Source organism: Sorangium sp. KYC3313 (assembly GCF_052075895.1).
Classification (GTDB): domain Bacteria; phylum Myxococcota_A; class Polyangia; order Polyangiales; family Polyangiaceae; genus Sorangium; species Sorangium cellulosum_B.
This window is the reverse complement of record NZ_CP197255.1, coordinates 5044620-5063360: the sequence shown is the minus strand read 5'-3', so window position 1 is coordinate 5063360 and position 18741 is coordinate 5044620. Positions and strand designations below refer to the sequence as shown.

The window sequence follows — 18741 nt, the reverse complement described above, 5'->3', positions numbered from 1 at the left end:
GTCCACGTAGGCGGCCCTTCGGCCACGGCCGGAGGACAGGTGGGCGGGACGCTCCGGTCGGCGCTGCGATAGGCGACGCGGTCGCGGGCCGGCGAGCGGCCGCTGCCGCGGGCGGAGCGAGCGCCGGTGGTGGCGGACCAGCCGCCGCGCCGACGCCGCCTGCCGCCGCGGATGGACCGCATAAGCCCGCGCCGTCCTCGGTTGTGCCGGGAGCGTCCCCTTCGCCGCGGGCTCCGCCCTGGCCGCGCGAGGGCGCCCTTCCTCTGCTGGGGAGATCCGCAGTCGAGGCTTCCGGTGAGAAGCCGTCGGCCGCAGATGCTTGGTGATGCAACATCCCAAAACTCGCTATGTCCCGAGGGACAGCGCACGTTCGATGGGTCTCCTGTGGATTCTGCTTCTCCCTGCCTGCGCGGGCGTCGAGCCGTCGCCGCCGGAGGCGTGCGCTCCTGGCGAGGAGCGCTTTCGCGGGCGGTGCGTCCAGCCCGCCGCCCGCTACGAGCCCGAGGAGCGCGTCGACCGGGACAACGTCGTCGCCTTCGGCGCCGAGCTCACCCGGCTCGCGCTGCCGGAGCCGCCGCGCAGCGGCTTCAGGATCATCGCGCCGCCGCGGCTCATGGCGCCCGGCGAGGAGGCGACCTACTGCGTGTCATGGCCTTTCCCCGCGATCGAGAGCACGACCGTCCACGCGGCGCGCGTCTACGCGACGGCCGGGCTGCATCACAGCAACGTGATCGCCAAGCCGGTCAATCCATCGTTCGGGCCGAACCCCTACCCGGGCTGCCATCCCGGCGCCGACGATCCCTTCGGTACGCTGCCGGCGGCCATCCCGGACGTCCTCTTCGCGAGCTCCACGCAGGTCGTCGGCGAGGAGACGCTCGTCTTCCCGGAGGGGATGGGCTTCACCCTCGAACCATCCCGCGAGATCGCGACGAGCGTGCACCTGCTCAACACGTCGCCCGAGCCCGCGCTCGTGGAGTTCGCCTACGACTTCTTCACCATGCCTCTCTCGGAGCGGACGGAAGAGCTCGCGCCGTTCGTCTTGAGCGTCAACGACTTCCTCGTCCCGCCGCGCGCCACACGGACCGTGGGCACGACGTGCTCGACGTTCGGGGGGAACATCGTCTCTCTGATGCCGCACACGCACCGTTACGCCGATGCGTTCGACGTCGACGTCGTCCGCGCGGACGGGGGCGAGACGCGCGTGTACGAGGGCGGGGCGTTCGATCTGGAGAGCGACATCGAGGTCTACCGGCCGGCGCTCGCGCTCGAGGAGGGCGACGCGATCCGGTACGCGTGCAGGTTCCGGAACACGTCGGGCCACGATCTCACGTTCGGCCTCGGAGACAACGAGATGTGCATGCTGTTCGGGTACATGTACCCGCCGGAGAAGCAGGTGGCGGGGATCTCGCTGCGCGACGGGGAGCCGTGCATCTCGCTCGGCCTCGGCGCGCTCCGGTGAGGCGCTTCGTCGCCGCCTGATCCCCGCACGGGCGCGGGCCAGCGCCCCTGGACACGCCTCCGCCTCCTCCAAGCGAATGGCGCCATGAGCAAGAATGTGTTCTTGCATACATAGTTCACACAAAAAGATTGGACAACAATTGAACAACCATAAACAAACGATATACAAACGGACGCTGACCGGGAGGTTGCGTGAGACAGATCACAATCAATGTCACCCGAGAGCGACGTTCAGGAGATTCGACCGTGAAGCAAGAGCTCCTCCGTTCACCGCACGTGATGCTGGGCGCAGCGCTCCTCGTCTCGGCCCTCGGAGGGCTGGGCGCCTGCCTGGAAACCGAGAGAAACGCCGCATCCGGGGTTCCAGAGGCCTCCGGGTCGCCAGGTCGTTGCGTCTATACGAGCCCCTTCAGCCAGGCCGAGGAGTGCCGTGAGTACACAGGCGCGGGCTGGACCGCGGAGGCCGCGGAGGCCGACTGCAAGGCGCTCCAGGGCTCCACCTTCACCAGAGGCGAGAGCTGCGCCTATCCAGAGACGCTCGGCCGGTGCGTGCTCGGCGGCGGGACCGGCAACGAATACACCCTCATCTTCCCCGGCGGGGACACGAGCCAGTGCGCCTCGACCCAGCGCGGCTGCGAGGCGTTCGGCGGCGGCCGGTTCGAGGCCGACGCCTGCGAGGGCGCGGCCGAGGCGCCCGGGGGCGGCGTGGGCACGGGCGGCGCCGTCTTCCAGTGGCCCGAGCTGGTCTGCGCCGACCCGAAGGCCGGCGAGCCCGCAGGGCAGAGCGGCGGGAAGGTCTGCACGTTCGGCGCGATCTCGGGCTGCACCGAGCCCGGCCGCCTGTTCACCGACTACGCGTCGTGCGAGCCGGTCCTCACGCAGCGCCCGTACTGGCCGGCGCCCCCCTCCGACTACAAGACGCCGAGCGACGATCCACGCCTGTCCGATCCAGAATGGCTCGGCGAGCTCGCCTGGGTCACGGAGCAGACCGAGGCGTGCGGGTGCGTGTGCTGCCACTCGGAGAAGGCCGCGCCGGCCGCGGGGCCGTCGAACTGGTACATCGAGGCCGGACCGGTCTGGACCGACAGCTTCTATCCAACAGGCCTCGCGCTGGCCGCCGGCTGGGTCTCCTCGGCGGCGCTCGGCGCGTACCCGCCGGACCAGAACAACGGCTTCTCCCGCGACGTCAGCGGCCTGCCCTCCACGGACCCGGCGCGCATGGTCGCGTTCTTCGAGGGCGAGCTCCTGCGACGCGGGTTCACGAAGGAGGATTTCGCGGACGAGACCCCGTTCGGCGGGCCGCTCCATGAACAGAGCCTCTACGTGCCAGGCGACTGCGCGGCAGGGGAAGGCGTGGACGCCGCAGGCAAGATCACGTGGAGCGGCGGCGACGCCCGCTACGTCTACGTCCTGTCGGCGAACGCCGAGAACCCGGGCGCCCCGCCCAACCTCGACCTGCCCGAGGGGACGATCTGGCGGCTCGACGTGCCCTCGAGCGCCGCGCCCGTCAAGAGCGGTATCACCTACGGCGAGGTCCCGCCGGGCACGAAGCAGGGCTATCCCGCCGAGGGGAGCCCCGAGGAGCTCGTCCCGGGAACGAAATACTACCTGTACGTCTGGAAAGACGTCGCCATCCCGATCACGCGGTGCCTGTTCGAGGCTTCGCCCTGAGAGGGGGCTCCACGGCGTGGGCCCCTCCCTCGGGGTTCAGCCGGCGTCAGTCCGCTGCTTTACCGCCGGCGCCACCCGCACCCGCGTCGCCACCGCCCGCTCCGACGGGCGCTTCGCCGCCGCCCGCTCCGACGCCCGCGTCTCCGCCGCCCGCTCCGACGCCCGCGTCTCCGCCGCCCGCTCCGACGCCCGCGTCTCCGCCGCCCGCTCCGACGCCGCCGCCGCACGCCTTGGGATAGTCGCAGTAACCGCCGCAGTCGATCAGGGGAGGAACGCAGAAGCCGCACTCCTGGGGAAAGCCACAGTAGCCGCCGCAATCGATCTGGGGAGGCATGCAGAGCTGCGGCTGCTCGCGGTTCCTCTCCAGCTCCACCGGCAGGACCTCGAGCTGATTGGTCAGCCAGGCGTCCAGCTCCTCGTATCGCTCCTCGTCACCCGGGCGGAGCATGCCCTCGTCCGACAGCTGCTCGTAGAGACCCTTCAGCACCGCGTTCGGGTCCAGCGCGGTGAACTCCTCGATCACCTCCTCGCACGCCGCGATGGTGTCGGCCCAGCAGGCCGGCTCGCTCTGGCACCCGCGCGCCAGCGTGTTCATGCCGGCCAGGGGCACCACCGGATACCAGCTCTGCCCCAGGCTGATGTCGACCGAGTACGGCAGGTACTGGAACAGACCATCGGCCCGCTCGACCAGCACGACGTTGTTGCTGTTGTGGATCGCGTCGTCACCGGTGGCGAGCACCCACGACAGGCACTGGAACCGGTGGAACGCCGGCCAGTCGATCCAGCCCTCGAGCGCGGCCTTGAAGCCCTCGCCAGGCGGCGTCTCGACGATCAGCTCCTCGAGCTCCTTCGCGCGGGTCTTGTCACACTCCTTGAGCTGGCAGTTCTCCGGATCGTCGAAGACGCTCACGCCGAACGGCACCATGTCGATCGGAAGCGGGATCCCGCCGCCTCCCGGAACGTTGCCGGCGAAGTCTCCGGCGAACTCCCAGATGTTGGCGCAGCCGCCGCCGAGCTCGCCCTCGAGGCGGGCGCAGAACGCCTTCTTGTAGCGCTCGACCACGATGTAGGGGACGGCCACCTCCGCGCCCCAGACGTTGCTCGACAGCCAGGCGTAGTTGGCGAGGGGGGCCGGATAATCGAGGCGAGCATAGAGATCGAGCGTGAGGCGCTCGCGGAAGATGCTGCCGACCTGGCCGTTGTTGAAGCGCACGTGCTCGAAGCCGCCGAGCCGTTGCTTCTCGACGAACTCGTCGGCGTCGATGTTGAGGTTGGGGATGGTTCGCTTCGTCCAGGGCCGCTCCGTCGACTGGCCGGCGATCCCCACCTGGACCTTGCCGTAGTCGGCCGTCTTGCCCTCGGCGCCGGCCGTCGTCACCCACAGATGATCCACGAAGGTCGTGTCCTCCCCGGTCGGTGAGTAGATGTCCCCGAACGCGTCCCTCTTGATGGGGCCCCCGATGCCGCCGAGCCCTTCGTTCATGATCTCGAGCTGCTCTTCCGAGACGGCGAACCAGTAGCGGTTGCCGACGGTGCCGAAGACGTCGAGAGCATGCTCGGCCACCTCGGTGTCCGCGACCGGCGCCCCCGGGTACGGCTCGGGCGCGCCGCCGGCGCCCCCGGCGTCACCGGCGCCGCCGGCGCCCCCGGCGCCGCCCTCCCCGTTGGTGTAATAGTAGTTGTAGATGTTGTCCGGCTCGTCAGCGCACCCCGCCGAGAAGACGGCAGGCGGGAGGGCAAGCAGGGCGAACAGCGAGATGGCTCGCGTGCGGGACGACCAGGATCGACCAGAGGAAGACGACGGCAGCTGATTGGACATGAAGCGCAACCTTTCCGCTTCACGCCCAGTGCAAATAACGTACCGTTCACGGCGAAATTGTAAACCGTCGGTGTCGGTGCCCTGGAGACAGCTCGGCCCTCGTGGGTCCGGCGAGTTCGTCGAGGAGCTCGCGCCGTCCGTGCCGCGGTGCGTGGACGCGCCGCCGGAGCCCCCTCATGACACGAGGGTCAGAGGCTGGCACACTGCCCGGGAGCTTCGTCCTTGTGTGCCAACGCCGCGACGCGGCGTCGATCCATCGAGGCGAGGATCGCCCCCACGCTCCCGCCGCGCGCCGTCGATCGCTCCGGGTACCCTGCTCCAGCCGGTCGAGCGCGCGTCACGCGCTCTCCGCCTCACCGCGCCTTCTTCGCCTTCGTCGCGGGCAGCGCGCGCGAGCTCGGCCGATACATCCCCGCCGTCGCGTCGTAGCGCCACGTGATCTCCACGGCGCGCGGCGCTTCGCCCTCGGCGTCCTGGCGCCACGGCGTACCGCGGATCCCGAAGCGGTCGAAGCGCGTCGAATGGAACTCCTCGACATCCTTGGCCCAGGGACCATTGTCCGCGGCCCTTTCCAGAAGCTCTGTGTACTCGCCGCTCGGCTTGATGCCGATGACCCGCCAGTCCGCGCTCTCGGCCCAGATGTCCGTCGACGTGTACTGATCGTAGAAGAACATGTGAAGCTCCTTGTTGCGCCTCTCGATGCCCGTCGGCGCACCGGAGGTCTCGATGGTGTCGACGATCTCGCCTTTGCGCAGGATGGCGAGGGCAGGCCGCCGCAGGAAGAGCTCGCCGATCTCGACGTCCCCTATCGTGGATATCGGGCTGTAGAGTCCCTGGCGCATGGGCTCCAGGGCGGTACCGTCCGAACCCCGCGCATAGCCGATGACCTCGAGCTCGAGCGGATCTCCCGGCTGGTACGACATGGGGACGCGGCCGATCGGCTCCGGCGCCTGGAACGCCAGGGCGCGGAGGTTCGCGAAGGGCTCGTAGCTCACCGGCTCCGGGATCTCCCGCCAGACCCACTCCTCGTCCGCCGGCGCCGGCGCGCGCGGCGCGTCCGCCGCCCGCGCAAAGAGCCGGATGCTGTCGATGGGCGCCGACGAGGCGCGGGGCAGCGCCGAGGTCGGCAGCGTGGCCTCGATGGTGAACCTCCCCTCGCCGCCCTTCACCGCCGCCTTCGCACCTTCGATCGGGCGTCCCTTCCCGTCCTCGCCGATCCCCGAGAGGCCGCCGCGATCCAGCCGGAAGAACCGCACGAAGCGCGCCTCGTAGCCGGCGGTGAACGCGTCATGCTGGGCCAGCGTTTCATGGCAGGCCTTCTGCACGTCGGCCGGGAGCGGCTCGCCGCCCATGTCGGTCTCGCAGTTGAGCGGCATCACCCCGCCCCCGCGCTGGAAGTAGCCGATGGGCGGCAGCTCCGGCGCGCCGAAGCCGAGCCCCAGCCAGATCCCGCCCTGTGATCCCTCGTCGAGCTCCGCCGCGAGGGTGACGCCCGCGCTGGAGAGCACCAGGGCGACGTGCGAAGGCGCATCCATCGCGCTGGTCGAGGGCGGCGGAGGCGCGCTCTCCCCACGCGCGGGCCGCGGAGGACGAGGCGGCGGCGGCGGGACCAGCGAGCCCCACTCCGCCACGTCGCCGTCGAGCACGAACGCTTCAGGCACGCGCGCCTGGGTCTTCACGCTGACGAGCGGCGAAGGCCCGGGCGCGGCCGCCGGGGGCGCGGCCACGACGGGGGCCTTCGGCAGCGTGGCGATCTCGGCGCGCGCCGTCGCGGGGGGCGGCGCGGGCCGGCAAGCAGCAGCGAAGAAAGGCGCAAGCAGCAGCAGGGCGGGAAGGCGACGGGTTCGCATGGCGGCGCTCATGGTACCGGAGCGAGCGCTTGTCGGCGGATGACAACCGGGCGCGCGCCCAGCGTGCCCGCGGCGAGGACCACCTCGTCCGCGGCCGGATCGACGCCGAAGGCCGCGCCCATCGCGGCGCCCATGCGCTGATAGACCACCTCCCAGCGCACCGCGAGCCCGTCGATGGCGGCCGGGAACACGAGCCGCAGGACGCGCGGCGCCCCCGAGGCGGGAAGGCGCGTATCGCCGGCAGGGACGCGCTCGATGCCTCCTTCGACCGGGCGCACGGAGAACCTCCGCTCGAGGATCACTGGCGCGGCGATGGCCACGGGCGCGCCCTCCGCATCGACGGCCGAGGCGCGGACCTCGAGCCGGCGAAACATATCGCCCGTGGGGACGGCGTGCCCCGCCGCGACCACGCGCGCGCTCACCTCGATGGCGTTCGCGCCGCTCCGCGACGCGCTGGCGTCGATCGCGGAGCGCAGCACGGCCGGATCCCCGACCACGGAGAAGCGATGATCGCGGTGCGGTCTCCCGGCGATGCCCTGAACGAGCTGCATGTGGCAATCGCGGCAGGGTCGCTCCGCGAAGCGCCCGGAGCGGTGCTCGGCCACGGTGTCCTGCATGGCGACGCCGGGCGCTCGCGGAAAATCGAACTGATGGCAGCGGGCGCAGCCCTCATCGGTCGAGAGCCGCGCGTCGCCACGGACGGCGTGCGCGCCGCCGCGCGCGTCCCTGCCGCGCGCGGAGACGACCTCGCCGGCCACGAGATGGCAGGTGACGCACCCCACGCCCACCGCTTGCGCGTCCGCGCCGGGGTGGTGGGCAGGATCGGCCTCGGGCGCATGGCAGCCACGACAGAAGGGCAGCGGCTCGATCGCGTAGGACCTCTGGAAGACGCGATCCGTGAACGCCTGCCGGTGCAACGAGGCGCGCCATTCGGCCGCGATGTCCTCGTGGCACGCCTCGCAACGCTGGTTCTCGATGCGCGCGGAAAAGCCCTGCGGTCTCCCCTGCGGCGCGGGTCCCGGCAGCGGCGGCAGCGGATCGCCGCGCACGCCGGCCGCGGGCGCGAACAGCAGCGCGGCGAGCGCCATGACGCCGGCACCCGCGATACGAGGTGTCCTCCGTTCACCGGAGGCCGTCCGACGCCACCTGCCCATGTTCGTTCAGGATAGCACTCCTCAGGACGACGGACGAAGCTTCGAAGCTCGGCGGATGCGACGCCTCGGTGGACGGCCATGGATCGAGCGCGTACGCTCGAGGAATGGCTGGTCCCGTGGCGTCCGTGTTGCTGCCGTCGAAGATGAGCGTGGAGCGAGTCGCCGCGCTTCGAAGTGCGATCTCGCGCATCGCCGACGATGTTCGTGGGGACGGCTTCTGGGTTGACCGACGCCCGTTCATTCTGACCGTTGGACCCGAATATCCCGAGGCCATATCCGAGATCCTCGAGGCGGGCCTCCCGGAGGTGCTCGGATGGTCGCCAGAAGACGTCGTTTCATTCGCCGCGATGTGCAACGACGACGAAGATCATCGGTTGCTCGTCAGGTTGTGCATCGACCTGGCCGAGGCGGAAGGTGGAGTGATCGACTTCGGTGGGCAGCTGGCGATCGGTGCACAGCTGGACGGCCTTCAAGACGACAAGCCCGTCAGGATCGAGAATCCAGGTGGCGTCACGGGCGTGCTGTTCGCGACGGCGCGCTCCCACTACGGAGACGCGGCGCTCGCGCGCTCCTGGCTACGGCACGCGAGCTTCCGCATGGTGAAGTAGATGCAACTCGGATCGGTGCAACGACTGGTCAGACCGCTTGATTCAGGTCGCCGCCACGAGCAATTCCTCTGAATTGTTCGGCGGACGAAGGCCATCCGTCCTGCCCGCGAAGTAGCGCTCTGCAAGCGCAGCGGCCGATACGTGCTGGACCTCTCTGAAAGGGCATCTCGGGCCAGCGCCAGCATCTCTGCCGGCGTGAAGAAGCTGATGAACGGCGTGCCGTTGGCTCTGGCCCCCGCTGCCGCTCGCTCGATCCCGGGACGCACCTCGGGGTCCGCCAGCTCGATCGGAAGCATGGAACGACATGGCGAGCGTGGAGCCCGGAGCGAGCGCCGCGACCTGGCGCAGCGTCGCCGCGGTGGCGTCCCTGGTCAGGTACATGCTGACACCGGTGGACGCCACCACCGCCGGCCGCCCCGAGTCGAAGCCCGACGCCGCCAGCCGCTCCCACCACGCGTCTCCTGCCTCGAAGTCGACCGGAACGAGCCGCAGGAACGATGGGACGCCAAGGCCGAGGTCGATGAGGCGCCGGCGCTTCCACGCCTGGGGGCTGGGCCGATCGATCTCGAACACGAGCAGGCGGGAGGCGAGCTCCGGCCGACGCTGGGCGAAGGTGTCCAGGCCCGCGCCGAGGATGACGTACTGCCCGACGCCACAGCCGTGAGTCAGGCTCAGCCTATCCCTTCCCGAGCAGCGCGTCGATCACCCAGCACCCGCGGACGTGCCGCCCGTCGCCACGGCAGTGGCCGAGCACGTCCGCGTCCTCGCACCCGGCCTCCAGCAGGGCGTCGGCCAGGATCGGCATCGGCCCGAAAACGCGGCTCTCGTACATCTGCCGGGCCAGCCCGACGGCCGTCGAGGTCCGCCAATCCGGGTCGAATGCCACCGCGCGGAACGGGTTGCCAAAGATGTCGCGGAGCACGTCCGCCTGGGCGTGCTCTTCCGCGGCGCTGCTGGCAGCGTAGGAAGTATCGCCAGACGCGGCGCCAGGATTGGCCATGGCAGCCGCCGCCAGATGAGCGTTGGACGAGGCGTAGTACGCCGCCTTCGGAGCCTGTGGCCGAACTACCTGAAAGCTCAGGGCCAGCGCGTCGTGCGTCGGCTGGAGCGAGGTACGTTCGGCCCCGTGGGACGCCCGCCACCTACCCTCCAGAGAGTCGAGCGCCTGCCGGACCAGAGCCTCGGCTGCCTGGAGTTCCTCCAGCGTGGCCAGGCCATCGGCGTGACGGCGCGCTGTTTCCACTGCCGCTTCTGCGAGCTCATCGGGGAGCAGGGCGCGCACGCGGTAATAACATTCACAGGCGAACAGCCGCATCTTGCGGTCACTCCCCCTGCACGCCGGAAACGTCTTGATGTCCACGACCCGCAGCTCTTTCGGACCGAGTCCGAGCAGGAAGCGGAGCATGGGATTGGTCCGAGTACACACCAGCCATTCCGTCTCGGTCATCTGGCGTGTCCGGCCAGAGGGAGCGTGTAACACATTCTCGGCATCGATTCCCCTATTGATAGCCGGCGGGTTGGCCTTCTTGGTCGTCACCGGTCGACCTGCTCTTTCTGAGCGGTGACCAGCCGGGTCAGCGCTTCCACCTCGAGCTCTGGGACCGGCTCCGCAACGATCCTGTCGTTTCCCGCGGCGCTGGATGCCCTGTGGCCGCGAGCGCCGCCGCTGCCGCGAGCTTGTGGTTGGCCTGCCAAGGCGGCCCGATCGCTCGGCCCATCGCGGACAGAAGATCGTCCACGTCATCGCGGCCGAGCGCCGTTGCAGCGTCGCGAAAAACGCGCTCGCGGTCGTACCAGTACACGGACCAGCCGCGCGCCTCGGCTGCGGCCGCGAGGGCCTCGCGGTACATGACGGAGTCGGCGACGGTCTGCGCGCGATTGTCGGCGATCCGCTCCTCGGTCGTCGGCGGGAGCTCGGGGCACACGCGGATCGCGATGCTGGCGATCGGCACAGGTACCGTTGCGGCCAGCGCCTCGAGGCCCACGCGTGCGCCGCGCGCGGCGGACGCTCGCACGCGCTCGACGAGCGCCACGGCGTCGGCGAGCGAGAGCGCTCGCGCTCCCGGCGTGTTGAGGTAGCGGCCCACCGCCCACGACCCTTCGTGGTGATGCGGGTGCGTCGGCAAGCCCTCGGTGAGGTCGATGCGCCGGCGATCGAGGAGCTCGCCGCCGGGCGCGAGAGTGACGAGCACCGCCGAGTTGCCGTGCTCGGCGACGCCGACGGTCGCGGTTCGCTGCGTTCGTCCTCTCGCCACGTCTTCCTCCTTCGGGGGCGCGCCCCGGCGGCTACCGCCATTTCAACGACATAGGAATCGGAATGTGAGGCTGATCCGCGGGCCCGCGGCTTCGACGGCGAGGACGGCATGCTGCCACCCCTCCTGAACGCTGGCGCGCATGATCAGGAGCGAGCCGGGCGCCAGGGCCATGTCGTGCGTCTCGTCCCGGCGAAGGCTCCGGCGGAAGGTGAGGACGCGAGGCGCGCCCAGCGACAGGATCGAGGTCATCGTTCCAGCGACGACGCCGGCGCTGGAGTCCGAGTGAAAGCCCATCTTCGCCGTCCCATCAGCATAGAAGTTGGCGAGGCAGTTGTTGATCGGATGCCCCACCACGCCGGCGAGGCGGGCCGCGAGGTCCTGCACGAAGGGCGGCATCTCGCGGTCCGGGTAAGAGATGCCTGAGTAGTTGTACGCCACCCCGCACGAGGCGGTTCGACGTGAATGCATCCGGTCGTCCCACGAGAGATTCCGCGCCGCCATGTCGAACATGGCCGCGGGATCCGCGACGAATTTCTCCAGGTACTGAACGTCCAGGTCTTCCGGCATGAGTCGCTGCGATCGATAGAGTACAGAAGTGGTCCCCGCCCGTCCAACGGCCTTCGGCGCGCGGCGCGCAGCGGTGCGCGGCGGCGCTGCCCAGGGCCGTCTAGGGGTGCGGGGGACATCGGAGCGGGGGGGCTCAGCGCCGGCGCTCGCACCGCGCCGGGCGGCACGACGTGGCGTGGGAACACCGTGCTCTCGTCGTACAGCGCGCCCTCGAAGCGCGCGGCATCCACGTACGCGTCCGACAGATCCGCTTGCCGCAGATCCGATCGAAGAGCGCCTGCTCGATCATCGCGCGCACGAGCACGGCGCCTCGGAGGTTCGCCTGGGTGAAGTTCGCGCCTCTCATCTTCGCGTCCGTCAAATGGGCGCAGTCCAGCCCTTTCCGGTCTCGCCAGCGAGAATGTTCACGCGCGCCATGACTCACCTCGCACCTCGCATCGCCTGCCGAACGAGCTGCCGCTTGGCCGCGAAGCGCGGCGTCGCGCCCCGTCGGGTGCAGCGGCTGGTTGGGCGGCTCCTCGCGCCCACAGACCAGCGCGCTCCCGGTTAAGACGAGATTCCCAGCACATGTGCGGCCCGCTCGGGATCCAGCCGGAAGGGGCTCTCTTCGCCTTCGAAAAAGCAATGGTCGCGGATCAGGTGCACCAGCAGACCGGAACCTCGCAGGAACCGCCCGGTCTCTCTGTGGACGATGAGGAACTCCAGGTTGCCATAGCGATAGGATAGCTCCGATCGGCACGGCAGGCATCGATCGGTGGCGGCGGTAAGGTGAACGACGCCCTTCACGCGCCGTCTGACGACCTCCATCTTCGGGACATCATCGCTCCACGGAAGGCGCAGCCTCGTGAAGGGGCAGTACTGATATCCCAGATAGATCTGCAGGAAGACGTTGTGGTCATCGACCGCGGTGCCTCGCTTCGTGGGGATCCGGCCGCCATCCCGTAGGCGCTTCTCGAGAGCGTCGAGAGAGAGGCCGAGGGGGAGCACGGCGAGGCCGGGAACACCGTGCATGCCCGACGCCTGCAACTCCTCCTCGAACTGCTCGGTCGCACGTGCGATACGCTCCTCGGATGCCAGCAGGGCCTGCGCGAGGAGACGATCCAGCGCGTCCGCGATCTGCGCGTGACCGACCCCGAGCCGCTGCAGCGTCACGGTGTCTCGCGCCATGATGTCGCGCAGGGCCTCCGTCTCTCCGAGAAAGCCGCAGCGCGACCAGCCGCCCGGCCGCATCCGCTCCTCGACCCAGGCCTGGGTCGGGCTCGCGGTGCAGTGGGGGCACGCATAGCCGGCCAGTTTGTCGTCCTCGATGACGTCATCGAAGTATGCGACGTCGTGTCCGCAGGATGAGCACCGCCGCGCCGTTTCGGCGGATTCGCGCCGTTCGAAGGTAGGCCGCTCTCCAAACAACACCGTCGGCAGGTCGGGGTAGTGGTAATCGCAACCGTCCGTGAACACGCCGAGAATCCGCTCCCCATGCGTGATCAGTTGAAGTGCGCGACCCTCCACCAATCTCTCCGCATCCTCCTCGCCCTGACTCGGAGGCGTCCCGGCAGGTCCGCCAAAGAGGGCATCGAATTGCCCCAGCTTCAGCGTGAGGATGCGCGGGCCGATGACATCCGCGATCTCGGTGAGGTGCTTCCGGATCCCGTCCTTGCCGTAAAACGGCGCGAGGAGCTTACCGCCGTCCGGAAGCGTGACCAACCCGAAGAACGCGCCTTCCGCGTGCGCTTTTTGCACGAGGTCAGCGACGGTGTCCTCCAAGGAAAGCGGGACGAGCTGGGTCCACAGGCTCTCCGGCGCGGGCCACTCGGGTTTCGGGATGTCGCCAGCGCGCGCTTGCAGCGCGCGGAGCCGCTGTTCGGCGTGAGGCGCGAAAATCCCTGTGGAGGACGCTCGCACGGAGTCCTGGAAATCGCGGATGGCGCGAGGGAGATCACCGAGCATCTCATGGGCTATCCCTCGGTTGTAGCGGGCCACACCGTGCGACGGAGCAAGCCGGAGCGCGATATCCAGGTGCGGGACGGCCTCCGCCCATCGCTCGAGCATCAGGCAGGCAGCGCCTTTGTTCTCGTGGGCCACGCCATAGGAGGGGTCGATGGCGATGGCCGCGTCGTAGTCCTGGATGGCTTTCTCGACCTCGCCGCTCTCGACATACGCGAGTCCTCGCTCCGTCAGCGCTGCCGCGAAGCGCGGTCGCAGTCGGATGGCCCGGTTCAGGTCGGCGATCGCCGCCGGGTAGCGCTGGAGCTTGCAGCGGACGACGCCGCGGCCGTAATACGCGCTCGCGTTCGGACCGCGCTTGATTACCTCGCTGAAAAACCCATTGGCGCCATCTAGATCTCCCTCTGCGTCGCGCGCCCAAGCTTCCTCCAGGAGCGCGGCGGTGCTCTCTTCGCCCGGCTCGCCACCTACCGCCGGGGCCTCGTCTTCGTCGACACCATCGCTCTCTCCTGGAGCGGACTTGCCCACCAGCTTCCGTTTGACCCAATCCAGCCAAGACATATGCTCACTCCGGCGTATCTGTAGCGAAGGCCGCGGCCTCTTGCTCCGACACCGGGTGGTACGTGCCCGAGCCAGGCGCGAGCGAGGGCAGGCGGCCCGAAAGGGCCAGGAAGACCAGTCCGGCAAAGCAGACGCATCCGACCGCAAGGAATACCGCGAGGACTCGTCGACCAGTCAAATGGCTCTCACCTTCGCAGAACGATTCCGGTTCAACGTGGCACGCATAGCCCTGCGACACGCTCTTCCTGATCGTCGCGCCTCTGTCCGCCGCACCATCAGTCGATTGGTCCACCGGAGCCGCCGGACCATGTCTGTAGAGATCGTCGCCTTCTGTGCCCTCCCCCACGAAAAATCTCACGGTTCGGCTGTGCGCCGCAAGCCCCAATGCTGTCCTGCGCCGCAGGGTAGGCGGCTCCACCTGGGCGCGCTGCGACACACCACCGCGGACGCCGCCGGGTCCAGGGCGCCCGACATCGCGGCGCGCCCGCACGCGGGAGCGAAGGCGACCCCATAGCAATCTCGAACGCGCTGCGGTATGGGTCACAACCGGGTGGACAACGCGACTCTGGCCTCGCTCCGGGCGGCGCTCGCCGCTTCCCCGCGCAACGTGGATCTCCTCACGGTCGTCGTGGCGGCCCTCGTCGAGCGCGGCGACGTTACCGAGGCGGCTCGCCTCGTGCGCGACGCCGGACCGGCGCTCTTCGAGCGCCCCGAGCAGCGGCGCGCCGCGGCCCGCGCCCTGTTCGAGGCGGGTGATCTCGAGCGGTCCCTCGAGCTCGCGGACGCGAAGGACGGCGAGACGCAGATGCTCCGGGCGCGCGTCCTCCACGCGCTCGGCCGCTCGAAGGAGGCTGTCCAGGCATACCAGGATGCCGTCGCCGAGAACCCGACGCTCGAGGACGTCGACCTCAAGGCGCTGCTCGGGGCGCGCGTACGCGAGATTGCACCGGCCGGCGAGCGCCCGCGCATGCGCGTCATTTCGAACGATGACACCGACGCGCCGGTCATGGCGCGCCTGCTCCACCCGGAGGCGAAGGCGGTCACGTTCGCCGACGTCGGCGGCCTCGCGGACGTCAAGAAGCAGATCGAGCGCCGCATCATCATGCCCTTCCAGAAGCCCTCGCTCTTCCAGCGCTTCAAGAAGCGCGTCGGCGGCGGCATCCTCCTCTATGGCCCGCCGGGCTGCGGCAAGACGCTCCTCGCGCGCGCGACGGCCGGCGAGTGCAAGGCCGGGTTCTTCAACGTCGCCATCCACGACATCCTCGACATGTACATCGGCGAGTCGGAGCGAAAGCTCCACGCCATCTTCGAGAAGGCCCGATCGAGCGCGCCGGCCGTGCTCTTCTTCGACGAGCTCGAGGCCCTCGCCGGCAAGCGCCAGCACACGCGCGAGGCGACGAGCGCCAAGCTGGTGAGCCAGTTCCTCGCCGAGATGGACGGCTTCGCCCAGAACAACGCGGGCGTGCTCATCCTCGGCGCGACGAACGTCCCCTGGTCCGTGGACGCCGCGTTCCGCCGCCCCGGTCGCTTCGACCGCGTGCTCTTCGTGCCGCCGCCCGATCGAGAGGGGCGCGAGGCGATCCTCCGCCGCCTCCTGGACGTCCGCCCCTCGGCGCGCGACATCGACGTGGCGGCGCTCGCCGCGAGGACGTCCGGCTTCTCGGGCGCAGACCTCGAGCACCTGGTCGAGACGGCGAGCGACGAGGCCATCGAGGCCTCGCTCGACGAGAAGGCCGAGGTGCCCATCGCGGAGGCTCACCTCGTGGCCGCGCTGCGCGACGTGAAGCCGACCACGCTGGAGTGGCTCACCACGGCGCGCAACTACGCGCGCTACGCGAACGAGGCCGGGCAATACGACGAGGTGCTCGACTTCCTCAAGCGCCACGGGAAGGGCTGACGTGGGCGCCGCGTACTACATCCCCGACGAGCCCCGCCCGGGCCGGCTCGCCGAGTACACGGTGAACCCGTTCTGGCCGCTGCTCACGACGATGCTCGCGGGGAGCTGGGCCGGGCTGCCGTGGTTCATCTTCAACGGCAAGGCCATGGGCAGCGCGGGCTTCCGGCGCGAAGCGCTCATCGCCGCGCTCACGCCGGCGGCGGCGGTCGTGCTCGCCGAGGTCAGCGCCTCGGTCATCGCGGCGCTCCACCTGCCCGATCGCTCCCTCGCCTATGCGTTCGTGATCATCACCGCGGCGAAGCTCGGCGCAGCGTACTGGCTCTATATGTCGCAGCACCGGAGCTTCGGCATCTATGAGCATTTCGGCGGGCGCGTCCGCCAGGGCGCCGCCGTCGCCGTCGCGGCCGCCATCGCCCGGGATCACGTCGTGCGCGCCGCGTTCGAGGCCTCGAACTGGCTCGGGATCGTGGTGATGTGATGGAGGGGCAAGACGACGCCGACCGCGCGACCGACCTGGGGGTGAGCGCGCTCAATCGCGGGCAGCTGTCGGCCGCGATCGACTGGTTCCGCCGGGCGCTCACGCTCGATCCGGACGCGCCGCGCGCGCACGCGCTGCTCGCCGTGGCCCTCTTGCGGCTGAAGCGGCTCGGGGCGGCGCTCATCGAGGCGCAGACGGCGCGCCGGCTCTCCCCCGAGTCGCCGCTCGCGCACCTGGTCCTCGGCCGCGTCCTGCTCGCGCACCGGAGGCCGAGCGAGGCGCGGGAGCATTTCGAGGCGGCCCGCGGCCTCGATCCGTCGGAGCCCGCGCCCCTGCGCGGCCTCGCCGCCGTCGAGCGGCACCATGATCGCGACGATCGCGCCGCCGAGCTCCTGACCCAGGCGCTCGAGCTCGACCCGGAGGACGTCGAGACGCTCGTCGCCCTCGGCGATGCGCACCTCGCGCGCGGCCGCGTCGACGAGGCCGAGCGCTGGGCGCGCGCCGCGCTGGAGGCCGAGCCCGAGCACGCCGACGCGCTCGTCCTCATGGGGCACGTGCTCCTCCGGCGCGGGGACGTGAGCGGCGCGCGCGAGCACGCGGTCTGGGCGATCCGCGCCGACGTGAGCGATCCGGACGCGCTGAGGCTCCTCGCCGCCATCAAGGCGCGCGAGAGCTTGCTCCTCGGCGTCTGGTTCCGGGTGAGCTCGGTGCTCGCGGGGCTCGGCCCGAGCGCGATGCTCGTCCTCCTCGCCGCGTATGTCGCGCAGCGCGTCCTCCGCCTCGCCCTTGAGGACCTGGACCGCCCGGCGGGCGCCCAGCTCATCGGGTATGCCTGGCTCGGGATCTGCGTCTATTCGTGGGTGGCGCCGGGCATCTTTCAGCGAATGCTCCGGCGCGAGCTCGACGCCGTGCGCCTCCGCGACGACTTCTGACCTGCCGGCCGTTCCTTATTAGCCGGGGCCGTCTACCGGCACGCCCTGCCGTTCAGCGCAATTCGCCATACAGCTGACCCAGGTTGCCAGCCAGTTCAACATCATACCCGCGCAGCTCGGTGACCAACTCGCCGAAGTTCGCGAAATCGCGATCTTTGGTGACATACACGCGACGAGCGCGCACGTTTGCAGTATCAGCCTTTGCGATCTCAAGCACCGCTTCATAAATCCGGCAGTCCTTGATACCATCGACGGGTCGATCGGGCGGATAGCCGCCGAGATAACGAAGGTCGCCCTTGAAATGGACGTCGACCGTGTGGGGTACGACCTTGGCCACCGCTTGAAGCCGCGAGCGAACCGCCTCGATGTTGCTTGCAAGAGTATCGAGTTCGCGAGCCAGCTTCGCTGCGGCATCGCGCATATCGTCGGCGGCCTCTCCCAGTGGCTTGCTGCGTGCCCACGCCTTCGCGTGCGGTCGTACGCTGCTATCGAGCGCAGCACGCTGTTCGCGGATCCACCGGAGCGCCGTGCCACGGAACTCAATCAGGACGAACTCCGGCAGGATCAGCTCGACCTTTCCTGCCTCCGCAAGTTGGACGAGGAGGACGGCGACGTCCCCATCTCGCCCAAGCCAGATATCCATCACAACGTTCGTGTCAAAGATGAGAAGGGGCGAAGACACGGGATCCTAAGCTCCGTTCTGCTTCTCTACTTCAGCAGGTCTACGATGCCCTTGGCGTTGGGACTCTGGTCGGTGAGGATACTGTGAACTTCAAATCGCATCTTGTTCCGCACGACGGAAGGAAGATCCTCCGGGCCCGTCGTACTCGTGGGCACGTCGTACCAGACAACACCGACAGCGATATCGTCAAAATCTCGGTAGGTGAACTGACTCACGAACCGCAGTCCCCCGGGAGGATCTGGCCGAGGCGGCGTCAACTCCACCTTGGCCAGTTGGTGTTTGAGTTGGCTCACCAGGGCAGTCTCCAGGACGGCACGAACGTCATCCCGAGCCACGCCGAGTTGCCGCTGCATATCCCCCAGTACCTCTGCTCGGGCCCGGGCGCTGGCGACTCGCCGCCCTTCCGCATGAAGTTCGAGGCTTAGTCCGCCCTGAGGGTCGGGGATTTCTCGGATTTCGTATTGTAGATCCTGATGCGGCACGGCTCCACCTGAGCGGTAGCATACGCGCGCGACGGTCCCGAAGCCAGAGCGGAGACGCTGGATCGAGAGGAAAGTGAACCTCCAGTTCGCGAGGCACATGAGGACGATCGGCGGCGGCGTTCTGGGCGCGCACGGCGGTGAGCTGATCGCGGAGCGGAGGGGCCAGGCGAGCGGCGACATGGTGATTCGATCCTTCCGGCCCTTGCCGTCGCAGACGAGAATCTCACAGCGATCGAGGTCGAGGTCCTTCACGCGGAGCTCGGCTAATTCAAGCCGGCGGAGCCGGCATCGTATAAGGAGGGAGGCCATGAGTCGCCTGCCGCCGCTCATGCGTTCAAGAGAGCGCTCACCTCGGTCGGGCCGAGCTCCGGCGGCGAGGCGCGCGG

At 69.4% G+C, this 18741-nt stretch carries 16 protein-coding genes and 1 pseudogene; 6 read left to right on the top strand and 11 right to left on the bottom strand.

Going from position 1 to position 18741, the window contains the following annotated elements:
* The first annotated feature begins 373 nt into the window (after positions 1-373).
* Positions 374-1459, top strand: a complete 1086-nt coding sequence (locus tag ACSRUE_RS19865; RefSeq protein WP_441292348.1) for a monooxygenase — start codon at positions 374-376, stop codon at positions 1457-1459.
* A gap of 245 nt (positions 1460-1704) precedes the next feature.
* A complete protein-coding gene (locus ACSRUE_RS19860) occupies positions 1705-3129 on the top strand; it encodes a proteinase inhibitor (protein ID WP_441292347.1) in 1425 nt (474 codons plus the stop codon).
* A gap of 46 nt (positions 3130-3175) precedes the next feature.
* On the opposite strand, the gene ACSRUE_RS19855 is transcribed toward ACSRUE_RS19860, so the two are convergent.
* The 3 genes from ACSRUE_RS19855 to ACSRUE_RS19845 all read right to left on the bottom strand — a co-directional run bounded on the left by ACSRUE_RS19855 (position 3176) and on the right by ACSRUE_RS19845 (position 7886).
* Entirely contained in the window at positions 3176-4948 is a 1773-nt protein-coding gene (locus ACSRUE_RS19855) for a CotH kinase family protein (RefSeq protein WP_441292346.1), read from the bottom strand.
* 353 nt (positions 4949-5301) lie between these two features.
* The gene (locus ACSRUE_RS19850) at positions 5302-6798 is read right to left on the bottom strand and encodes a hypothetical protein (RefSeq protein ID WP_441292345.1); all 1497 of its coding nucleotides are present in this window, start codon (positions 6796-6798) and stop codon (positions 5302-5304) included.
* Positions 6799-6806: 8 nt separating this feature from the next.
* On the bottom strand, positions 6807-7886 hold the full coding sequence (locus tag ACSRUE_RS19845; RefSeq protein ID WP_441292344.1) for a multiheme c-type cytochrome: 1080 nt from the start codon (positions 7884-7886) through the stop codon (positions 6807-6809).
* Between the two features lie 182 nt (positions 7887-8068).
* Here ACSRUE_RS19845 and ACSRUE_RS19840 point away from each other — a divergent pair, with 182 nt between their 5' ends.
* The gene (locus ACSRUE_RS19840) at positions 8069-8560 is read left to right on the top strand and encodes a DUF6368 family protein (protein WP_441292343.1); all 492 of its coding nucleotides are present in this window, start codon (positions 8069-8071) and stop codon (positions 8558-8560) included.
* A gap of 42 nt (positions 8561-8602) precedes the next feature.
* On the opposite strand, the pseudogene ACSRUE_RS19835 reads toward ACSRUE_RS19840, so the two are convergent.
* The 6 genes and pseudogenes from ACSRUE_RS19835 to ACSRUE_RS19810 all read right to left on the bottom strand — a co-directional run.
* A pseudogene (locus ACSRUE_RS19835) lies at positions 8603-9214 on the bottom strand (class I SAM-dependent methyltransferase); the annotation flags it as partial.
* A 22-nt stretch (positions 9215-9236) separates the two neighbouring features.
* Positions 9237-10097 carry a hypothetical protein gene (locus ACSRUE_RS19830; protein WP_441292342.1) on the bottom strand — a complete coding sequence of 287 codons (861 nt, stop codon included), beginning with the start codon at positions 10095-10097 and terminating at the stop codon, positions 9237-9239.
* 37 nt (positions 10098-10134) lie between these two features.
* Positions 10135-10815 (bottom strand): hypothetical protein, encoded by a 681-nt coding sequence (locus ACSRUE_RS19825; RefSeq protein WP_441292341.1) that lies wholly within the window; start codon positions 10813-10815, stop codon positions 10135-10137.
* 42 nt (positions 10816-10857) lie between these two features.
* Positions 10858-11382 carry an alpha-ketoglutarate-dependent dioxygenase AlkB gene (locus ACSRUE_RS19820; RefSeq protein WP_441292340.1) on the bottom strand — a complete coding sequence of 175 codons (525 nt, stop codon included), beginning with the start codon at positions 11380-11382 and terminating at the stop codon, positions 10858-10860.
* Between the two features lie 133 nt (positions 11383-11515).
* On the bottom strand, positions 11516-11728 hold the full coding sequence (locus tag ACSRUE_RS19815; RefSeq protein WP_441292339.1) for a pentapeptide repeat-containing protein: 213 nt from the start codon (positions 11726-11728) through the stop codon (positions 11516-11518).
* 200 nt (positions 11729-11928) lie between these two features.
* A complete protein-coding gene (locus tag ACSRUE_RS19810) occupies positions 11929-13884 on the bottom strand; it encodes a tetratricopeptide repeat protein (RefSeq protein ID WP_441292338.1) in 1956 nt (651 codons plus the stop codon).
* Between the two features lie 535 nt (positions 13885-14419).
* Here ACSRUE_RS19810 and ACSRUE_RS19805 point away from each other — a divergent pair.
* The 3 genes from ACSRUE_RS19805 to ACSRUE_RS19795 are packed head-to-tail and all read left to right on the top strand — an operon-like array spanning position 14420 to position 17191.
* Positions 14420-15781, top strand: coding sequence for an AAA family ATPase (locus tag ACSRUE_RS19805; protein WP_441292337.1), 1362 nt, complete (start codon positions 14420-14422; stop codon positions 15779-15781).
* A 1-nt stretch (position 15782) separates the two neighbouring features.
* Positions 15783-16259, top strand: coding sequence for a hypothetical protein (locus tag ACSRUE_RS19800; RefSeq protein WP_441292336.1), 477 nt, complete (start codon positions 15783-15785; stop codon positions 16257-16259).
* Positions 16259-17191, top strand: coding sequence for a tetratricopeptide repeat protein (locus ACSRUE_RS19795; RefSeq protein ID WP_441292335.1), 933 nt, complete (start codon positions 16259-16261; stop codon positions 17189-17191). The genes ACSRUE_RS19800 and ACSRUE_RS19795 overlap by 1 nt, the downstream gene beginning before the upstream one ends.
* 52 nt (positions 17192-17243) lie before the next feature.
* Here the strand turns inward: ACSRUE_RS19795 and ACSRUE_RS19790 are convergent, their stop codons facing one another.
* Together ACSRUE_RS19790 and ACSRUE_RS19785 are read right to left on the bottom strand one after the other, a co-directional pair.
* Positions 17244-17834 (bottom strand): PIN domain-containing protein, encoded by a 591-nt coding sequence (locus tag ACSRUE_RS19790; protein ID WP_441292334.1) that lies wholly within the window; start codon positions 17832-17834, stop codon positions 17244-17246.
* 65 nt (positions 17835-17899) lie between these two features.
* Positions 17900-18607: a hypothetical protein gene (locus ACSRUE_RS19785; protein ID WP_441292333.1), complete on the bottom strand. Its 708-nt coding sequence runs from the start codon at positions 18605-18607 to the stop codon at positions 17900-17902.
* Positions 18608-18741 lie beyond the last annotated feature (134 nt).

Coding starts and splice junctions, on each gene's coding strand:
- ACSRUE_RS19855 (WP_441292346.1), bottom strand. CDS start 4,948: ATGTCCAATCAGCTGCCGTCGTCTTCCTCTGGTCGATCCTGGTCGTCC.
- ACSRUE_RS19790 (WP_441292334.1), bottom strand. CDS start 17,834: ATGGATATCTGGCTTGGGCGAGATGGGGACGTCGCCGTCCTCCTCGTC.
- ACSRUE_RS19850 (WP_441292345.1), bottom strand. CDS start 6,798: ATGCGAACCCGTCGCCTTCCCGCCCTGCTGCTGCTTGCGCCTTTCTTC.
- ACSRUE_RS19805 (WP_441292337.1), top strand. CDS start 14,420: ATGGGTCACAACCGGGTGGACAACGCGACTCTGGCCTCGCTCCGGGCG.
- ACSRUE_RS19820 (WP_441292340.1), bottom strand. CDS start 11,382: ATGCCGGAAGACCTGGACGTTCAGTACCTGGAGAAATTCGTCGCGGAT.
- ACSRUE_RS19810 (WP_441292338.1), bottom strand. CDS start 13,884: ATGTCTTGGCTGGATTGGGTCAAACGGAAGCTGGTGGGCAAGTCCGCT.
- ACSRUE_RS19815 (WP_441292339.1), bottom strand. CDS start 11,728: ATGAGAGGCGCGAACTTCACCCAGGCGAACCTCCGAGGCGCCGTGCTC.
- ACSRUE_RS19795 (WP_441292335.1), top strand. CDS start 16,259: ATGGAGGGGCAAGACGACGCCGACCGCGCGACCGACCTGGGGGTGAGC.
- ACSRUE_RS19865 (WP_441292348.1), top strand. CDS start 374: ATGGGTCTCCTGTGGATTCTGCTTCTCCCTGCCTGCGCGGGCGTCGAG.
- ACSRUE_RS19845 (WP_441292344.1), bottom strand. CDS start 7,886: ATGGCGCTCGCCGCGCTGCTGTTCGCGCCCGCGGCCGGCGTGCGCGGC.